At 39.9% G+C, this 19482-nt stretch carries 15 protein-coding genes; 11 read left to right on the forward strand and 4 right to left on the reverse strand.

What is annotated here, in order from left to right; genetic code table 11:
- Nucleotides 1-165: 165 nt before the first annotated feature.
- Nucleotides 166-675, forward strand: coding sequence for a VC2046/SO_2500 family protein (locus ON073_RS01130; RefSeq protein WP_274760023.1), 510 nt, complete (start codon nt 166-168; stop codon nt 673-675).
- A 136-nt stretch (nt 676-811) separates the two neighbouring features.
- Here the strand turns inward: ON073_RS01130 and ON073_RS01135 are convergent, their stop codons facing one another.
- The 3 genes from ON073_RS01135 to ON073_RS01145 all read right to left on the reverse strand — a co-directional run bounded on the left by ON073_RS01135 (nt 812) and on the right by ON073_RS01145 (nt 2289).
- Entirely contained in the window at nt 812-1234 is a 423-nt protein-coding gene (locus ON073_RS01135; RefSeq protein ID WP_274760024.1) for a YchJ family protein, read from the reverse strand.
- 63 nt (nt 1235-1297) lie between these two features.
- Entirely contained in the window at nt 1298-1735 is a 438-nt protein-coding gene (locus ON073_RS01140) for a SulA-like leucine-rich domain-containing protein (protein ID WP_274760025.1), read from the reverse strand.
- Between the two features lie 83 nt (nt 1736-1818).
- A complete protein-coding gene (locus ON073_RS01145; RefSeq protein ID WP_274760026.1) occupies nt 1819-2289 on the reverse strand; it encodes a tetratricopeptide repeat protein in 471 nt (156 codons plus the stop codon).
- Between the two features lie 143 nt (nt 2290-2432).
- Between ON073_RS01145 and ON073_RS01150 the strand changes: the two genes are divergently transcribed.
- The 5 genes from ON073_RS01150 (at nt 2433) to ON073_RS01170 (ending at nt 7025) form a co-directional block, all read left to right on the forward strand.
- The gene (locus tag ON073_RS01150) at nt 2433-3722 is read left to right on the forward strand and encodes an NCS2 family permease (RefSeq protein ID WP_274760027.1); all 1290 of its coding nucleotides are present in this window, start codon (nt 2433-2435) and stop codon (nt 3720-3722) included.
- Nucleotides 3723-3762: 40 nt separating this feature from the next.
- Nucleotides 3763-4821 carry a CDP-glycerol glycerophosphotransferase family protein gene (locus tag ON073_RS01155; RefSeq protein ID WP_274760028.1) on the forward strand — a complete coding sequence of 353 codons (1059 nt, stop codon included), beginning with the start codon at nt 3763-3765 and terminating at the stop codon, nt 4819-4821.
- A 69-nt stretch (nt 4822-4890) separates the two neighbouring features.
- Nucleotides 4891-5961, forward strand: coding sequence for a CDP-glycerol glycerophosphotransferase family protein (locus ON073_RS01160; protein WP_274760029.1), 1071 nt, complete (start codon nt 4891-4893; stop codon nt 5959-5961).
- A gap of 22 nt (nt 5962-5983) precedes the next feature.
- Nucleotides 5984-6427: an adenylyltransferase/cytidyltransferase family protein gene (locus ON073_RS01165; RefSeq protein WP_274760030.1), complete on the forward strand. Its 444-nt coding sequence runs from the start codon at nt 5984-5986 to the stop codon at nt 6425-6427.
- On the forward strand, nt 6405-7025 hold the full coding sequence (locus tag ON073_RS01170) for an SDR family oxidoreductase (protein WP_274760031.1): 621 nt from the start codon (nt 6405-6407) through the stop codon (nt 7023-7025). Before ON073_RS01165 ends, ON073_RS01170 begins: the two co-directional genes overlap by 23 nt.
- 112 nt (nt 7026-7137) lie before the next feature.
- Here ON073_RS01170 and ON073_RS01175 read toward each other — a convergent pair whose 3' ends face one another.
- A complete protein-coding gene (locus ON073_RS01175; protein WP_274760032.1) occupies nt 7138-8739 on the reverse strand; it encodes an alpha-glucosidase in 1602 nt (533 codons plus the stop codon).
- A gap of 645 nt (nt 8740-9384) precedes the next feature.
- Here ON073_RS01175 and ON073_RS01180 point away from each other — a divergent pair.
- The 5 genes from ON073_RS01180 to ON073_RS01200 are packed head-to-tail and all read left to right on the forward strand — an operon-like array spanning nt 9385 to nt 19465.
- Nucleotides 9385-12180 carry a TonB-dependent receptor gene (locus ON073_RS01180; RefSeq protein ID WP_274760033.1) on the forward strand — a complete coding sequence of 932 codons (2796 nt, stop codon included), beginning with the start codon at nt 9385-9387 and terminating at the stop codon, nt 12178-12180.
- A gap of 57 nt (nt 12181-12237) precedes the next feature.
- Nucleotides 12238-13734, forward strand: coding sequence for a tryptophan halogenase family protein (locus ON073_RS01185; RefSeq protein ID WP_274760034.1), 1497 nt, complete (start codon nt 12238-12240; stop codon nt 13732-13734).
- Nucleotides 13735-15537, forward strand: a complete 1803-nt coding sequence (locus tag ON073_RS01190) for an alpha-amylase family glycosyl hydrolase (protein ID WP_446728494.1) — start codon at nt 13735-13737, stop codon at nt 15535-15537.
- 4 nt (nt 15538-15541) lie between these two features.
- Nucleotides 15542-17035 carry an MFS transporter gene (locus tag ON073_RS01195; RefSeq protein WP_274760035.1) on the forward strand — a complete coding sequence of 498 codons (1494 nt, stop codon included), beginning with the start codon at nt 15542-15544 and terminating at the stop codon, nt 17033-17035.
- A complete protein-coding gene (locus ON073_RS01200; RefSeq protein ID WP_274760036.1) occupies nt 17036-19465 on the forward strand; it encodes a glycoside hydrolase family 15 protein in 2430 nt (809 codons plus the stop codon).
- Nucleotides 19466-19482: the final 17 nt, after the last annotated feature.

Genomic DNA, 19482 nt, shown 5'->3' on the forward strand with positions numbered 1-19482 from the left:
GCAATGCCGTCAGATTTACAGTCTGATCCCTTTGGCCGCTCGGGAACCCCTCCACGAGAACGAGGCGAATATTAACAAACTAAAAAATTAAGTAAAGGTTAAAGCTAAAGTTTTTTATATTTTTGTCGATAACAGCTTTGTTATTGAACAAATTGATTATTAAAAATGCAAATTGAACAGATCATCACACATGAAGCGCAACTTGGAGAACAACTCTGCAAAAGTGTTGCTACGGATCGTCAAAGTGATTTTGCATTTTTACTTGCCATGCTTAGTCATGATGCAACCGAATTTTCACAGTTTAATCTTCCGCAAAGTGAAAAAGAATTACTCAGTGATCCATTACTTGAGTTTGCAAAGCAAGGAGCTGGCCCGAAAAAGCCATTGGCTGTTGAGCCATTTAATGGGTTGATAGGTCAACAAAACTGTCAGTTACTAATCGAGCAAGGCATAAATGCTATTCATCTTAACGAATGCTTGAATCCAGAACCATTCACTTGCAAAAATGATACAAAATACATTTCTCCGGTTGTTATCGACAACTGCCCACCTGCAACACAAAAAAAATTAATTGCAGCCAAGAATGTGGCTTTAACAAATAAAAAAATGGATATTGACGGCTTTTATAGCAGTATTGAAAAAAGTCAAAACTACGATTTTGCTTCCGTTGCTTAGGCTTAATAATAAGCAAAGCATTAATAACGGTTGAATCACTCTAAAACACACAATTTAAAACACAAAAAAGGCGATAATAGTTATCGCCTTTTTTATTTGTGTGAACCCACTAATTAAAACGGTTGTGTATTAATTATTAAGCGTGGCACTTTTTGTATTTTTTTTCACTACCGCATGGGCATGGGTCATTTCTACCAACTTTTTCCTCAGCGTGCTCTGTAATAGTGCCATCTAAGTAACGCCATTGATTGTCTTCCACTATAAAGTTTGAAGTTTCTTCTAATTGACAATAATAACCATCACACAAATAGTCAGCTTTAAAATGCACTGTTGCAGTGTTATCAACTTCTTCAAAATTATAAACAGTGAGACCAATAAAGTTTGCTAGTTCGGCAAATGCAGCAATATCACGCACAGTATTTTCTGCCTGTTTAGAACTTGCATAGGTGTTATGAATATAGTCACTGTTATTTATGCAATATGCACTGTAGCGAGAACGCATAAGTTGTTCAGCATTTTCAGCTTTTGTTTCACCTTTAATAATCGGTAAGCAACACATCTCAAATGCAATAGAATTTCCGCAATAACACATAGTTTCGTTTCGTTAAGTTAAAAAGGTATTTTAGCAAAGTGTAGGTTTAGTCGTCATACCTTTACTTGCAGCAAAATGATAAAAATAGCCATTAAAGTGAGATTGGTTTGCCGCAAGCGAACTTAATGTCACTTCATCTAACATATTTGTCCACGACACAACTGCACCAAAATTTCCGTTTTTAAGTGCTGAGTTAACAACATATTCAATGTTAATTAAATGACGCTTACGAATAATTAAAAGTTTACTGTGATCAATCGATAGGCTTTCTAATAATGATTTGCTTGGTACTGCATCTGGTGCTAACAGCAAAGTCCATTTGTTTTCACAGGTATGTTTTTGCAAAATCTCAATGAGAGCAAGTGTCTCTTGAATATCATCTTGCACATTTATTACTTTCAGTTTGTCTGACGCGATTTCACTTATTTCTAACGTTTGCTGTGTTGAAAGGTGCTGAGCTTGTAACATAACGATACCTGTTTAAATATACAGTGGAATTATTCATACAGTAGTTTATACAGTAATCTGTTTCAAGCGTTTTTTGCTATTTTTTACACAATTTTTTCATTGTTAAAGATATTGTCATGGATAAGTTCATATAAATCAGCAGCTTGCTTTTTGGCATCTGTAATTTGTTTTGCCTGTAAAAGAGGCTGAAGTTTGCCTATCGCCTCGACAGCTTCAATTGAGCCTTGGCTTTCAGCTAAACATAACCAGGTATATGCATGGTAAACACTTTGTGGCAGCCCCGAACCTTTTGCGAACATCATGCCTAAATAAAATTGCGCTTTGACATGGCCTTGCATAGCGGCAAATCGCATATATTTTGCTGCACCGACATCATTACGTGCTTTTGACATCGATACCGAAGTGGCAAATAGTCGTTCGCTGTCTTTTGCGTCAGCCTTGGCGTGTTTTTCATTAAGCTCTTTTTTTATTGCAAGTAACGTAGAGAGAATAAGTTGTTCAACTTCAGCGATTGTTAACGCGTCTATTTCTATGTGTTGATTCGTGTTTTCCATGATGCCCCAAATAAAGTGAACTTAAAGTAAGTTTAGAAGCTTTTGATTTTTTCACTTAATTTCGATTCACAATGACTTAAAAATTTAATTTTTTGTGTGTCACTGGTATGATCACAACCCCCTTAAGACACAGTAACGTAATCATGTTTGAACAACTTTTTAAAATAAACCAACAGGGCAGTTCGGTTAAGCGTGAGGTGATAGCTGGTATCACCACATTTGTCACTATGGTCTACATAGTATTCGTTAACCCTGCAATGCTTGCAGAAGCGGGAATCGATCAAGGTGCGGCATTTGTTGCTACCTGTTTAGCAGCTGCGATTGGTTGTTTTATTATGGGCTTTTGGGCAAATTACCCAATCGCACTTGCACCTGGTATGGGCTTAAATGCCTTTTTCACCTACGGTGTTGTACTTGGTATGGGTTATAGTTGGCAAAGTGCATTGGCAGCCGTGTTTTTCTCAGGAATTATCTTTTTACTATTAAGTTTATTTAAAGTAAGAGAGTGGATAATCAATGCGATCCCATTAGTATTAAAACGTGCAATTGCCACAGGTATTGGTGCATTTTTAGCGTTAATTGCCCTTAAAAATTCAGGCATTATTGTGGCAAGTCCAGCGACATTAGTGCAATTAGGTGATATTACCCAAGCTGGTCCTTTACTTGCGATTATTAGTTTCTTCTTTATTGCAGCGCTTTTGTACCGTGATATTAAAAGCGGCGTGTTATTCAGTATTTTAGGTGTAACTGCAATCGCATTATCACTTGGTCTAGTTGAATATAATGGCATTGTATCTATGCCACCTTCACTTGCACCAACTTGGATGGAACTCGACTTTGCAAGTGCGCTTGAGCTGTCCATGTTAAGCGTTATTTTTGCGTTTTTATTCGTCGATTTATTTGATACGTCAGGCACCTTAGTTGCTGTTTCACAAAAAGCAGGATTTTCTGACGAAAAGGGCAACATTCCGCGTATGGGTAGAGCGCTTAGTGCAGATAGTTGTGCAACGATTGCTGGTGCAACGTTAGGTACATCAACAACAACATCGTATATTGAGTCGGTGGCAGGTGTTTCTGTTGGTGGTAAAACAGGTTTAACCGCTGTGGTTGTTGGTATTTGCTTTTTACTAATGCTGTTTTTTGCACCACTTGCAGCTATGGTTCCGGCTTACGCAACGGCGGGTGCTATTTTGTATGTTGCCGTACTGATGTTACAAAACTTAAAACTAGTAGATTGGGATGATATGACAGAAGCTGTACCTGTTGCAGTTGTATTATTAATGACGCCATTAACGTTCTCAATCGCACATGGTATTGCATTGGGTTTTATTGCTTACACTGCGGTGAAAGTAATGTGTAATCGCGGTAATGAAGTCAGTATAAGTGTATGGATATTATCAATCCTTTTTGTGGTTAAATTCGCAGTATTATAATTCAAGGCGCTTAATGCGCCTTTAAATCAATGGAACGTGTATGCGTAAGTACCTCTTTTTTATTTCTCAAAACTATAGCTATGCTATTTTAAGACCATTACAACAGGAAATTTTACGCCGTGGCGATACTGCAGCGTGGTTTTTATGGGGTAATGAAGTAAATGCGAGTTATCTAAAAGAAGATGAATTGCAACTTCATACAGTTGATGAGGTAAAAGCATTTCAACCCGATGCGGTTTTTGTGCCGGGTAATACCGTTCCTCGATTTTTTCCTGGGGTTAAAGTTGCTGTATTTCATGGTTTTAATGCCGGGAAAATTAATCGCCGTGGTCAGAACGACCATTTTAATATTCGCCAGTGTTTTGATCTTTATTGCACACAAGGTCCTAACACCACAGAAACGTTTGAAAAGTTAGCGAAACAGCATGGTTATTTTAATGTAGTTGAAACCGGCTGGCCGACACTGGATCCACTTTTCAAATCAGTAGAAAGCGAAAATCAAAGCTTAAATATTAAAAGTGATAAGAAAACGGTACTTATGTGCTCAACCTTTTCACGTAATTTAACCTGTGCGCCTCATTTGTTTGAGCAAGTTAAAAATCTGAGTGCAACGGGTAGGTGGCGTTGGCTTGTGCAGTTTCACCCCAAAATGCCTAAGCAGATTGTTGACCAATATAAATCCCTCGAAAGTGAACACTTAACCTTTGTTGAAACCGACAATGTATTGCCTTTATTAACACAGGCAGATGTTATGCTGTGCGATACATCATCGGTTATTCAAATGTTTTTGGTACAAAATAAACCAGTAGTGACCTTCAATAACATCGAGCCACAACCTTATATGGTGAATTTTACAGAGCCTGAATTACTTGAAGAAAAACTGGCATTTGCGCTTCAGTATCCAATCAGTTTACAAACCAGCGTAAGCGATTACATTGAGCAGTTGCACCCTTACCGAGATGGCCAATCAAGTGCACGTGTACTTGAAGCGGTTGAACAAGTGCTACAAGGTAAACTTACTACAGAAAAAAACAAACCGCTAAATTTACTGCGCAATTTTAAATTAAGAAAAAAACTTAAATACTGGAAATTCAGCTAAAAAGCTTTTGCCTGATATTAAGTTTTTGTGAGATCATAAAAGTGTCACATACATGATTTAGGCAGCGCAATGAAGGTTATTTTCGATATTCAGCATCTCTATTATTTACCACAATATTTACCGGTAATCGATGTGTTAAAACAACACGATACCGATATTGAGTTAATCGGTTACAAAACAGATGATGAAGATTTAAACCGCATTGTTGAAAAGGCTCTTCAAGAGACCAAATTGTCACTTAAAATTGTGCAAAATTGGCAAGAAGCGTTAACCCATTACTTAGCTCACAAAGCTGATTGGATTGTCTTTGGGAATGCTGTATCTGATTTAGAGCAACTGCACGAAGTTAGCAAAACAGTACTGATGCAGCACGGTGTTGGCCCAAAAAGTTGTTACTATGATGTTTCCAAAAATCCAACAACAGTACGTTTTGTTGAAGGTGAAAAGCGCCTCGGTAATCTTCAAGCTATGTTTCCAAGCGGAAATTTTGTAGACAGCGGTTATGCCAAGCTAGATCCTGCGATTAATCGCACTTCACTTAAAATTTCGTTAAGCGCTCTTGGATTAGATGAAAATAAACCAACTATCCTTTATGCACCAACGTTTTATCCAAGTTCAATTGAGTTATTTGCCAAATCATTCCCTGATGATTTTGCCAATTACAATATTATTTTAAAGCCACATTTTTTTTCGCTCACTAAGCCTCGTTACACTAAACAAAAAGCCATACTAGAATCTTGGGCAGCTAACGATAATGTCTATTTGGCAGGTGTTGATGAATATAACTTGCTAGAATTTATGGCCATTTCAGATGTAATGCTTTCGGATGCATCGTCTGCTATCTTTGAATTTGCAGCGCTTGATAAACCTGTTATCTGGTGTGACTTCTATAAATTACGATGGGGTTATCGGGGGATTTTCTCCTTCCGTTTTAAAAAACGTATTGATGAAAGTATCGCGGTTTTTCATGAATTATGTGATAGAGCTGCTAATTATCAGGCACTCAGTGAGGTAGTGGCCCATGCGGTCAAAAAACCGCAAATAAAGCAATCAGTAAGAAAACAAATATGTGATGAATATGTAGGTAAGCTTGACGGTAAATCGGCAGAGCGTATTTGTGATTATTTAATCTCACATTAGAACCAATTAGAAAGAATATATTATGAGTAAAATTGTTTACGTATCAGGCACATTTGATTTGTTTCACCGCAATCATTTGAAAATGATTGAGTATGGTAGAGGACTTGGCGAAACCTTAATTGTTGGGGTGAGCACTGACGAGCTTGTGTGCAGTTATAAAAATCCACCTGCTGTTCCGTTTGAAGAGCGTATTGCGATTGTTGAAGCACTAAAATATCCTGATGTAGTTATTCCACAGCGCTCGTTAGAGCATACGCAGCGCATTAAAGATCTGAATATCGATATTTTTGTTGTGGGAGATGATTGGCGTGGTAAATATGATTACCTTCGCGATCTCGGTGTAAAAGTATTTTATTTCCCATACGGTGCAGGTGTAAGTAGCTCAAACTTAAAAGAACGTATTTACGATCAGTATAGAAACTTAATAGATAAGTCAGATAAACATGAAAACCCAGATATCGTCTAAAAAATCAATTTTAATCACTGGTGGTGGAGGCGATTGGGCGCAAAGCTTTGCCAATGAGTTTAGGGATGTTTTTGATATTACCTTAGTTTCGCGAAAACAGTTAGATGTAACGCAAGACTCTGATGTTGCAAACTATTTCGAAGGTAAACAGTTTGATGTCGTAATTAATAATGCTGGCTGCATTCACCCCAATCGATTACTTGAGTCAGACTCTGCTGAGTGGATACAAGACATTTCAGTGAATTTGATTGGTACGTATTTAGTAAGTAAATACGCGCTGAAAAATAATCAAAACACACTGATTATTAATATTGCATCGACAGCTGGGTTCAATGCCTATAAAGATTGGTCATCGTATTGTAGCTCAAAAGCAGGTGTTATTACTTTGAGCAAAAGCATGGCAAATGATGGCTTTGAGGTGATCTGCATGGCACCTGGTGCAATTGAAACCAAATTTAGAGATAAATTTAATATTCCTAACAACAATATCATGACATGCAGCGAGTTTAGCAAACATATTGTTGATGTGCTGGATGGCCAATATCAAAGTGGTGATGTGTTGTTTATTCGTAAAAACGAGTTTGTACTCAACCCATAAAAAAAAGGCTAACCCAGATGGGTTAGCCTCACGTTCACATGGGAAGAACAATACGTAAATCTTTCAATTTATTAAAATGGTAATTTCATTTACCCTGCGTTAGTAACTTTTCTTAGCGCTCTGCAATCACATAACCAAAGCTATTTAATGTTGCGTTATCGAAATGATTTGCCTTAAGTACCTTGCCTGTCAGTGTAAGCGGTTGACTTTCAGCACTTAAATTAAAGTAGCAACAAAGTGTCTTACCGTTATAACTACGCTCAAAAGCAAGAATAGATTCATCGCTTTGCGTAAAGGTAATATCACCATAGAGCAATACGTCAACCTCTTTACGCCAAGCTAAAAACTGCTGACAATGAATAAGCGGAGAGTTGTTATCAGCCAACTGTTTATTTATTGCAATGGCTTTATGCGCTTCAACAACAGGTAACCATGTTTCACTCTGTGAAAATCCGCCAAACGCACTTTCATTTTCCCAAGGCAGTGGAGTACGACAGCCATCACGACCTTTAAAGTTTGGCCAGAAGGTAATACCGTAAGGGTCTTGTAATTGCTCAAAACTAATTTCAGCTTCACCTAAACCAAGCTCTTCACCTTGATACATACACACACTGCCACGAAGTGTTGCAAGCAGCGCATGTAGCATTTTAACTTGCTCTGTGTTTACAACACCGTCCTTACTCCAGCGAGAGGCAACACGTTCAACATCGTGGTTGCTAAATGCCCAGCATGGCCAGCCTTCGGTCATTTGCGATTCAAGAGTCTCGACTGTATTTCGGATATAACTTGGACTGTAATCTTTGGTTAGCAACTCAAAGCTATAGCCCATATGCAATTTGTCACCACCTGATGTGTATTCGCTCATGGTTGCAAGCGAATCTTCAGAAGAAATTTCGCCCAAAGTCACAGCGCCAGGGTATTTATCCATTAGGCTGCGAATAGCTTGCATAAACGCTAAGTTTTCAGGCTGCGTATTATTAAAATAGTGGTACTGGAAGGCATACGGATTATCTTCACTAAAACCACGGCCTTGCCTTAAATGCTTTGGTTTTGCTGGATTATCACGTAGTTCTTTGTCGTGGTAACAGAAGTTAATCGCATCTAAACGGAAGCCATCTACACCGCGCGCAAGCCAAAATTCAACATTATCTAAAACCGCTTTACGCACGTCTTCGTTATGGAAGTTTAAATCCGGTTGTTGCGTTAAAAAGTTATGTAAATAGTACTGGCAACGACGAGGTTCCCATTGCCATGCACAGCCACCGAAAATCGATAGCCAATTGTTTGGTGGCGAACCGTCTTCATTTGCATCGGCCCAAACATACCAATCTGCTTTATCATTGGTTTGATCTTCACGGCTTTCAATAAACCATGGATGTTGATCAGAGGTATGACTTAATACCTGATCAATCACAATTTTAATGTCTCGCTGATGCGCTTGTTCAATTAGCTCATCAAAATCAGCAAGCGAGCCAAATAGGGGATCGATATCACGGTAGTCACTAATGTCGTAACCAAAGTCTTTCATCGGTGATTTAAAAAACGGCGATATCCAAACAGCATCTACACCGAGAGCCTTAATATAATCAAGTCGCTTTATAATTCCTTTTAAATCACCCACACCATTATTGGTAGTGTCTTGGAAACTGCGTGGATAGATTTGGTAAATTACCGCACCTTTCCACCAATGTAATTGCGCTGTTAAATTCGACATCGTGTTCTCGTTACTAATTGATGCTATTCGTTTTAATTTATTTAATCGTGTATTCGCAGCTGTTTATTCAAGCGAATAGCGTTCAGCTTACGTCATCTTTTAGTTGCGAGTAAAAAGCCTACATACGTATGCATTGAAAATAGTTTTATGTTGAATGTTATTTTTAATTAGGCTGATTGGTCACACGACATTACCAATTGGTGCAAAGTTAACGATGCTCCTTTAGAATTAGGGTTGATATTGGTCTTACCAATTTATAATTTAAAGTCATTTGCACTTTAAAGGTGCATAGAATGTTAAATTTTAAGGTGGTTGCACAGTTTTGGTTAAACTTTGTGATCAATTTATGTCATTTTGTTTAAGTTTTATTTTTCATGGGTTTCAAAAAATAAAATCCTATATATATCAATAAATAACAAATATTAAATGTAAAAAAATTGTAACTATTTGCGTCTTTGCATAAATTTGAATACGTATGCATTTTGTTGTGGTTGCTAAATTTATAGCGTTACTATCACCGTCGGCAACAAACGCGAACTCATTTGGTGCAACTGCTACAAATATTGTGACTAAACGTAATGTTAATAGTGATGGTATTTCGCACCATGATTTGCACTAGTAATAGTCAAACGGGAACAGAAATTTATGTCTATTTTTAAACCAAGCATGCTTACTCTTGCGATGATCGCCGCGGGTGTTTCATCAGCAACTGTTTATGCAGCAGAGAACGCAAGTAACGACAAAGAACAAGAAAAAGAAGTTGAAGTTATTGAAGTTAAGGGCTTTCGTGCAAGTTTAGTGAAAGCGATTAACACCAAACGTTTTTCTCCAGAAGTTGTAGAATCAGTTTCTGCAGAAGACATTGGTAAATTACCAGATTCATCAATTGCTGAATCAATTGCACGTTTACCAGGCCTTGCTGCACAGCGCTTAGATGGTCGCGCAAGCCGAGTGACTATTCGTGGTTTTGGTGAAGATCATGTTGGTACAACATTCAATGGCCGTGAGCAAGTATCAATCACTGATAACCGTGGTGCAGAATTAGACTTATACCCGTCTGAAATTATGAGTGCGGTAAAAGTATATAAAACACCAAGTGCAGACTTAGAAGCGTCTGGTTTAGCGGGTGTTATTGACTTACAAACAATCAAACCACTTTCAATGGATGAGCGTGTTGTTAAAGTTAACGCGATGTACGAACAAACTGGTTTTGATAAATTAAACCCAGATGCAGACGACAACGGTTTCCGTGGCACGCTTTCATATATTGACCAATTTGCAGATAACACCTTAGGTGTTGCAGTTGCATTTAATACAATGTCTTCTCCAAACCAAGAAAAGCGATGGAATTCATGGGGTTACCCAGAATTTACTGGTGAAGATGGTCAAACATACTCTGTACTAGGTGGTGCAAAACCATTTGTACGTTCATCAACACTTGAGCGTGACTCAGTAATGGCGGTAATTGAATATGTACCAAGCGATAATATTCGCATGGTATTCGATACGCTATATGTTGATTTTGTTGATGAAAAAATTCTACGTGGTATCGAAATTCCATTTGCTTGGGGTCAAGGCTCAATCAGCCCTGATACTGCTGTTGTTGACGCTGAAACAGGTTTTGTAACGTCAGCGATTACTGAAGGTCAACGCGTTGTTGTACGTAACGACTACGAAGATCGTAGCGCAGAGCTAACGTCATTTGGCTTTAACGTTGAATATGATTTAAATGACTCATGGTCACTTGAATTTGATGCAAGCCATTCAAGCGTTGAGCGCCGTATTTGGAGTATGGAAAGTTATGCAGGTACCGGTCGTGGTGATTCGCGCGGTGTTGCAGATAACTTAGGTTATACATTAAATGCAGGTAATGCGGGCGCAACATTTACGCACGGTCTGGATTACAGCGATTACAACCTTATTCAAATCGGTGGTCCACTTTCTTGGGGTTGGAGCTCAGCGCTTAACGAAAAATACGGTGTTGTAGGCACAGAATATGAAAACCAACTACAAGATGGTTTCTTAAATACACCAGAAGTTGACGATGAGTTAAACGCACTAAAACTTGCTGCGACTAAAGTTGTTGAGAATGACTATGTAAGTTCATTTGAATTTGGTCTTTCTTACAGCGATCGTGAAAAGACGAAGCGTTCTGAGGGTTACTTCTTAACAGTTTCAAGTTTCTCGCTTGATAACCCAGGCATGATGATGGTGCCAGAAGAATACCGCCTAGGTACAGCAAACCTAGATTTCATCGGTATGGGCGACATGATTGCATTTAATTCACGTGCCATGGTTGAAGACGGTTATTTTGACTTACTTGGTGAAAGCCTTACGGATCCGAGTCACGCAACTAAATCGTGGACGGTAAAAGAGCAGCTTACTAGCGCATTTGTTAAAGCTAATGTAGATGCTGAAGTTGCTGGCATGCCGTTAACTGGTAATGTAGGTGTGCGCTATGTGAATACTAAGCAAGAATCACAAGGCAGCGCATTTAATACGCAAGATGGCAAGGTTATTACGTCGCCTACGCACATTGAGCACGATTACTCACATGTGTTACCAAGCCTGAACTTATCACTTGCGATTGATGAGCAACAGTCACTTCGCTTTGGTGCAGCTAAAACGATTTCACGTGCACGTATGGACGAAATGAACGCGTCTGTAAATGCAACGTACAATCAACAGCCAGATGTAAACGGCAGTAACTGGGTAGTTAGTGGTGGTAACCCGTCACTTGAACCGTACCAAGCAATTAACTTTGACTTAAGCTACGAAAACTACTTTAGCCCTGAAGGTTACTTCTCAGTTGCGCTATATCACAAAGACCTAAAAGATTGGATCTTCGACGGTAGCTACTATATTGATATGACAGGTGTTGCAGACCCATCAACAGGTGCAATTCCAGCTAATCCAGACGGTACAGGTAACGGTAAAGTAAACGGTGGTGACGGCACAGTTAAGGGTGCTGAATTCTCAGTAACATTACCATTTAATTACTTTGCAGATGTACTTGATGGCTTTGGTGTTATTGCAAGTCACACTGTAAATAGTTCTGACATGGTTGATCAAGATGGCAACGATTATGAAATTCCAGGTCTATCGAAGAGTATTCAAAACCTAACGTTCTACTATGAAAACTTTGGTTTCCAAGCGCGTGCTAGCATGCGTAAGCGTGATGACTTTAAAGGTGATGTATACGGCCGTGGTTTCGACTCACAACAAGTTGATATCCTTGGTGAAACAATTTGGGATGCGCAAATTGGTTATGATTTCTCTGAAAGCGGCTTAAAGAGCTTAGAGGGCATGACAGTGACTTTCCAAGTGCAAAACATCACTGAAGAGCCATTTGTGTCATTATCAGGTGACAATGCACTGCAAGTACGTGATTACCAAGACTACGGTCGCACATACTTGTTAGGTGTGAACTACCAGTTCTAATGGTTTGATAAAAATAAAAAAGCCCTGAAAAGGGCTTTGTTTTTATGTGAGGTTGCTATGACAAAACAAATCAAAAATGTGGTCATTGTTGGTGGGGGAACGGCAGGATGGCTTACTGCGAGCCTGTTAGCAAAGGTTCTCGGCAAGCAAATAAACATCTCACTTGTAGAATCTGAACAAATCGCCACCATTGGTGTGGGCGAAGCAACTATTCCGCCAATTATTCCGTTTAATGCCGCAATTGGTGTTGACGAAAAAGACTTTATCAAAGCCACTAACGCTACCATTAAGTTGGGTATTCAGTTTGAAAACTGGGGGCAACAAGACGAAAGCTATATGCATGCTTTTGGTGGTTTTGGTAAAGACTTTCCATTTTGTAATTTCTTAAATTACTGGCTAAAAGCAAAAAAACTAGGTGATGACAGCTGTTTTTGGGATTACTCAATAAACTACCAAGCCGCAAAACGTAATCGCTTTAATAAATTAGCGGCTATCCCCAATACTCAATTACCCGGTATTACTTACGCTTACCACTTTGATGCCAACCTGTATGCGAAGTTCTTACGAGGTCATGCAGAAAAGCTTGGCGTTAAGCGCATTGAAGGAACAGTAATTGAGGTTAAAACGGATGTCACAAACGGTTTTGTTACTGAGCTACTGCTAGATAATCAGCAACATATTAATGGCGATTTTTTTATCGATTGCTCAGGTTTACATGGTTTATTGCTAGACAAAACCTTGAATGTTGGCTTTGAAGATTGGAGCCATTGGTTGCCATGCGACAGTGCTCTGGCTGTGCCATGTGAACATGGTGAAAATGAAATAAAACCCTATACACGCTCAGTTGCCCACTCTGCTGGGTGGCAATGGCAAATTCCACTTACTAATCGCATTGGTAATGGCTTAGTCTATGCGAGTAAACACCTTTCAGATGACAATGCCAAAGCGTTATTACTTAATAATTTGCCGGGTAAAGCACTTGCAGAGCCAAAGCTTATTCGCTTTCGCACAGGGCGCCGTTTAAAGCAATGGCATAAAAATGTGGTAGCGATAGGGCTTTCAAGCGGCTTTTTAGAGCCACTTGAATCTACTAGTATTCACCTCATCCAGACGGCAGCTACTCGTTTACTGAAACATTTCCCGCTGATGGGCATAACTGATGAAGTGGTGACCGAATACAATCGTCAAAGCCAAATTGAATTTGAGCGCATTCGTGATTTTATTATTCTGCATTACAAATTAACGAAACGCGAAGACAGTGCATTTTGGCGCCAATGTAAACATATGGAAATTCCCCCAAGCCTTGCTCATAAAATGCAGTTGTTTATTGAAAATGCCTTGTTTTTTAGACAAGACGATGAGCTTTTTAGTGAAATTGCGTGGCAGCAAGTGATGCTAGGACAAGGTGCTACGCCAAAACAATATCACCCATTGGCAGATAATCTGACCGATCAGCAATTAACCGAAATGCTGGCTAATTTAAAAGTATTGATGCGCCATACCAGCGAACAACTACCGTCCCATAACGAATTTTTAAAACGATTTGGTAATTAAATGAAAAAGAAGATGTATGCCTTGTTTGCACTTTTAATGGTGTCGCATAATGGCAGTGCCCAATCAAAACTAGTTGAAGAAAAAAACGCAGAGCAAAAGCCTGTGGTCTATCAGGTATTTACACGTTTGTTCGGTAATACAAATACCACCAATAAACCCTGGGGTAGTAAAGCAGAGAACGGTGTTGGTAAATTTGATGACTTTACACCAAAAGCACTTAATGAAATTAAAGGCATGGGCGTTAGCCACATTTGGTACACAGGTGTGCTGCATCATGCAATGGCTGACGATTACACTGAATTTGGCATTAGCTTAGACGACCCCGATGTGATTAAAGGTCGCGCGGGTTCTCCTTATGCCATTAAGGATTACTATTCAGTAAACCCAGATTTGGCAAATAACCCCGCGAAGCGAATCGAAGAATTTGAAGCACTTATTGAGCGCAGCCATGCAGCTGGCCTTAAAGTGATTATAGATATTGTGCCAAATCATGTTGCACGTCGCTACCAGTCTATTTCCAAACCTAAAGGTGTTATAGGTCTTGGAGAGAAAGACGATACCAGCGTGAGCTATTCTAAGTTTAATGATTTTTACTATATTCCTGGAAAAGCGTTTTCACTGCCTAAGTTCCCTGAAGAATATTCACCTTTAGGTGGTGATGCGCACCCTTTAGTCGATGGCAAGTTCGACGAAAACCCTGCGAAATGGACAGGTAATGGCTCGCGCGAAGCAGAACCCGATTTTAATGATTGGTACGAAACCGTAAAAGTAAATTATGGCGTAAAACCCGATGGCAGCCACGATTTTGCAAAATTACCAAGTGAATATGCCGCTAAAAACTACCAGGATGTTGTGACGTTTTGGCAAGACAAAGAATTGCCAAGCAGTTGGCAAAAAATGCGCGATATCGCTTTTTATTGGTTAGATAAAGGCGTGGATGGCTTTCGCTATGATATGGCCGAAATGGTACCAGTAGAGTTTTGGAGCTATTTAAATGCGCATATTAAAACTAAAAACCCAGAGGCCACATTAATTGCTGAAGTATATAACCCTAAGCTTTATCGTGATTATATTGAGTTAGGCAAAATGGATTACCTTTACGACAAAGTGGGTTTTTATGACACCTTAAAATGGATTATGCAGGGTAAACAGTCAGCTACCACATTAATACCTGTGCATAATGAAGTGAAAGACATTGCCCCGCATATGCTTAACTTTTTAGAAAACCATGACGAGCAGCGTATTGCCAGCCCTGATTTTGTTGGTGATATGAATAAAGGCAAACCGGCTATGGTGGTGTCACATTTAATCAGTACGTCACCTACGCTTATTTATTTTGGTCAAGAAGTGGGTGAGCCTGGTGCAGAAAACGCAGGGTTTGGCAGAGCAACACGCACCAGTATTTTTGATTATGTTGGGGTACCTGAGCATCAAAAATGGATGAATAATGGCAAATTTGATGGCGCGTTGTTATCAAAAACACAAAAAGAACTGCGCAGTTTTTATGTCTCACTATTAAACCTTGCAAAACAAGATGCCATCAAATGGGGTGAGCTTATAGATATCACGCAACAATTAGGTGCTGTAAAAGACAAGGTTATTGGTTTTAAACGCCATACAAATAACCAAACCTTATTAGTGCTTGCAAATTTTGCAGATAAGCCTCAAACATTCTCGCTGCCATATCAAGTAAAGCAGCAAAATTTATTGAAGTTTGCAGGCGATAACCAAATTCAAATTAATAACAAAAACACGCAATTCACGCTCGCACCTCAAGGTGCAGTTGTAGTGGCTGTGGAGTAACTTTATGACAACAACCGTGCAAGACAAACCAACACTGTCGTTTTGGCAAATATGGAATATGTGTTTTGGCTTTATGGGCATTCAATTTGGCTTTGCTTTACAAAGTGCCAATGTGAGCCGCATTTTCCAAACCTTAGGTGCGAACATTGATGATATCCCTATTTTGTGGATTGCCGCGCCGCTGACAGGTTTAATCGTACAGCCGATTGTAGGTTATTTTAGCGATCGCACTTGGGGTAAGTTAGGCCGTCGCAGACCGTTTTTCCTCTATGGTGCATTACTAACCTCGATAGCACTTTGCATTATGCCAAACTCCCCAACCTTATGGATTGCTGCGGGTATGCTGTGGATTATGGACGCTGCTATCAATGTTACTATGGAGCCGTTTCGCGCCTTAGTGGGCGATAATTTACCAAAAAAACAGCGCGGTATGGGATATGCCATGCAAAGCTTTTTCATTGGTGTGGGTGCTGTTGTTGCATCTGCATTGCCTTGGATGATGACCAATTGGTTTGGCATTAGTAACACGGCAGACGCTGGGGTAATTCCTGAGTCAGTGACTTTCTCATTCTATTTTGGCGCTGTGGTATTACTAGTTGCGGTGCTTTGGACCATTGTTTCTACCAAAGAATATAGCCCCGAAGAGCTGGCGAAGTATGAAGATCCAGAAGTAACGCTGGCTTACTCAAATCAAGGGCATGTGCCGTTTGCACGCATTGGTGCTGCGTTATTAGGCTTAGGTTTTGTCGTTTTAGCAGCTGTTTATGTGTTATCACTTGGTAAAGACATCGTTTTCTTAGGCGGCGCACTGAGCGTATTTGGTGGGCTATTTTTACTTTCAAACAACATGCAATCTAAAGGCAAGACAGATAACGGCTTTTACACAGTTATGTCTGACATGATGTGTATGCCAAAAACCATGAAACAATTGGCCGTTGTGCAGTTTTTTAGCTGGTTTGCGCTTTTTGCTATGTGGATTTATACCACACCTGCGGTAACTAGTTTTCATTTTGGTAGCAGCGATGTTGCGACGAAAGCGTATAACGACGGCGCTGATTGGGTAGGGGTTTTATTTGCTGCTTATAACGGCTTTTCGGTTATTGCTGCAGTTGTTATTCCACTAATGGTGAAAAAACTTGGCTTAAAAGTGAGCCATATGATCAACTTATTGCTTGGCGCAGGCGGCATGCTGAGTTTTGCCTTTATCTCGAATAGCGAACATCTAATTTATGCCATGATAGCTATCGGCTTTGTTTGGGCATCTGTTTTATCGCTGCCATATGCCATGCTAAGTAATGCCTTGCCGAGCAATAAAATGGGCGTGTATATGGGGATTTTTAATTTTTTCATCGTTATTCCACAAATGCTTGCGGCCACTATTTTAGGTTCGCTTGTACGTTATGTGTTTAATGGCGAGGCAATTTATGCCCTCACTCTCGGTGGTATTTCGTATTTGATTGCAGCAATTGCTGTAACGCGTGTGACCTATAACAAGTAAATGACAACAAGTGAAAAATTAACCATGTTTAAAACTAAATTTGTTAAACAATCATTTCTAGCAAGTGCTGTGGCACTGGCAATTTCAGGCTGTGGCGCTGACGTAACTACAAGCAACACAGAAAGTGCAGTACAAAATAATGCAATGGCGCCTGGTGCGCCTGGTAGCAAACCATATTGGGCTTATTCAGGTAAAACAGGCATTGGTACCAGCTACGAAGCATACTTAGATGGCAGCTACAGCGATAAAGCGGCAACAGGTGCCGTGTCAAAAGTGTGGTTTTCACTAGCGCAAGGCATTATAACTGAAACCATGTTTGGTTTGATTCACCAAGCACAGTTGAAAGAAATGCAATTTGTAGTGAAAGGTAATAACTTTGTTGCAACAGAGCTAGACGACACCAACTGGCAAATTGATTATCTACAAAAAGATGAACTTGGCAGACCGTTATCACTTGCTTACAAGCTAACAAATACAGACAAGCAAGGGCGCTTTAAAATTGAAAAGCATATTTTCACAGATAGCAACAACCAAACGTTATTTGTAAAAGTGGCATTAGAGTCACTTAAAGGCGAACCACTGTCACTTTATGTTCATGCTAATCCGTATGTAAATAATAACGGTGTAGGTGATAAAGCCATGGTGAAAGATGGTAAACTCGTTGCGGTTGATGGCGACAACTATCTTACGCTTTCAAGTAAAACCGCATTTGAAAAGGCAAGTGTGGGTTTTTTTGGTACATCTGATCTGATATCACAAATGAAATCGGGCGAAACGTTTACCAGTTATTCAACAACCGGTGATAAAACTGGAAATGTGTCGCTAGATGCATTACTTGGCAGTACATCAAGCAAAGCAGAATTTGATTTAACACTTTCATTTGGTAAAACCTTGGATGAAAGTATTGCAGCAGCAACATCAAGCCAACAAAAAGGCTACCAAGCGTTACTAACTGAATTTGGTAGAGACTGGCAGAGTTACTTAGCATCGCTTGACCTTGAAACTTTGAGCTCACAATCTGCTGATAATGGTCGCTTAGCGTATGCCAGTGCCTTAGTGTTAAAAGCGCAAGAAGATAAAACGCATGCAGGCGGATTGATCGCATCACTGTCAAACCCTTGGGGTGATACCGTACCTGCAATTGAAGGGCATACCGGATACAAAGCTGTTTGGGTACGCGACTTTTATCAAGTAGCAATGGCATTCTTAGCTATGGGTGATACTGCAACCGCTAAAACCGCATTTGAATACCTAGAAAAAGTACAAGTAACCGATAAAACACCGGGTAACCAAGGCGATACAGGTTGGTTTTTACAAAAGACCCATGTAGATGGTGAACTAGAGTGGGTAGGCGTGCAGTTAGACCAAACTGCTATGCCAATTATGCTTGGCTGGAAGCTTTACCTTGCTGATGTATTAACCAAAGAAGAACTTGTTCACTGGTTTAACAAAATGCTTAAACCTGCGGCCGATTTTTTAGTGGAAGGTGGCCTTGCTAAAATCCTTTGGAATGACACTGAAATTAAACCGCCATTTACTCAGCAAGAACGTTGGGAAGAGCAAGCTGGGCATTCGCCATCAACAACAGCTGCGGTGATTGCCGGTCTTATTACTGCAAGTGAAATTGCAAAGCTGGCAGGCGATAATGTCTTGGCCACCAAGTACTTAAATGTAGCAAAAGATTACGACGCCAAAGTTGAATCACGCATGTATACCAATAAAAGTACGCTACCGAGTGATGCATCGAATGGCCAGCATTATGTACGTATCAGCCAAGATGACGATGCAAACTCAGCCACTATTCTTGGTGATAACAATGGTCGTAAAGGTTTGGTTAAACAAAGCATTTTGGATGGCGGGTTTTTAGAACTTGTGCGTTATGGTGTAAGGCCTGCTGATGATAAGCATATTATTGATACGCTTGATGAATATGATGCAGATAACTTACCTGAAAATCTAAAAGTTAAATATAATTTTACCTTTGAAGGTGTAGAGGGCGAGTTCCCAGGTTGGCGCCGTTACGGTAATGATGGCTACGGTGAAGATGAAGTAACAGGCACAAATTACGCAGAAGGTGGCAAAAACACACCTGGTCAACGAGGCCGTGTTTGGCCATTCTTTACAGGTGAGCGCGGTCATTACGAAATCGCAAAACTCGCTCAGTTTGGCGGTTTTGATAAAGCACAGCAGGCTAATTTAGTGCAAACCTATGTGAAGGGCATGGAACAATTTGCCAACGAAGGCTTAATGTTGCCAGAGCAAGTATGGGATGGTGTAGGCGTTAACCCTCACAACTATACATTTGGTGAAGGCACGAACTCTGCAACACCTCTTGCATGGACACATGCGGAGTACATTAAGCTACTACGCTCAATGTCAGATAAGCAAGTTTGGGATTACTACCCAGTAGTGAAAGAAAAACTAAATTAAAAAAGGCGCGTTAAGCG

The sequence above is a fragment of the Pseudoalteromonas sp. G4 genome (assembly GCF_028875915.1).
GTDB lineage: Bacteria > Pseudomonadota > Gammaproteobacteria > Enterobacterales > Alteromonadaceae > Pseudoalteromonas.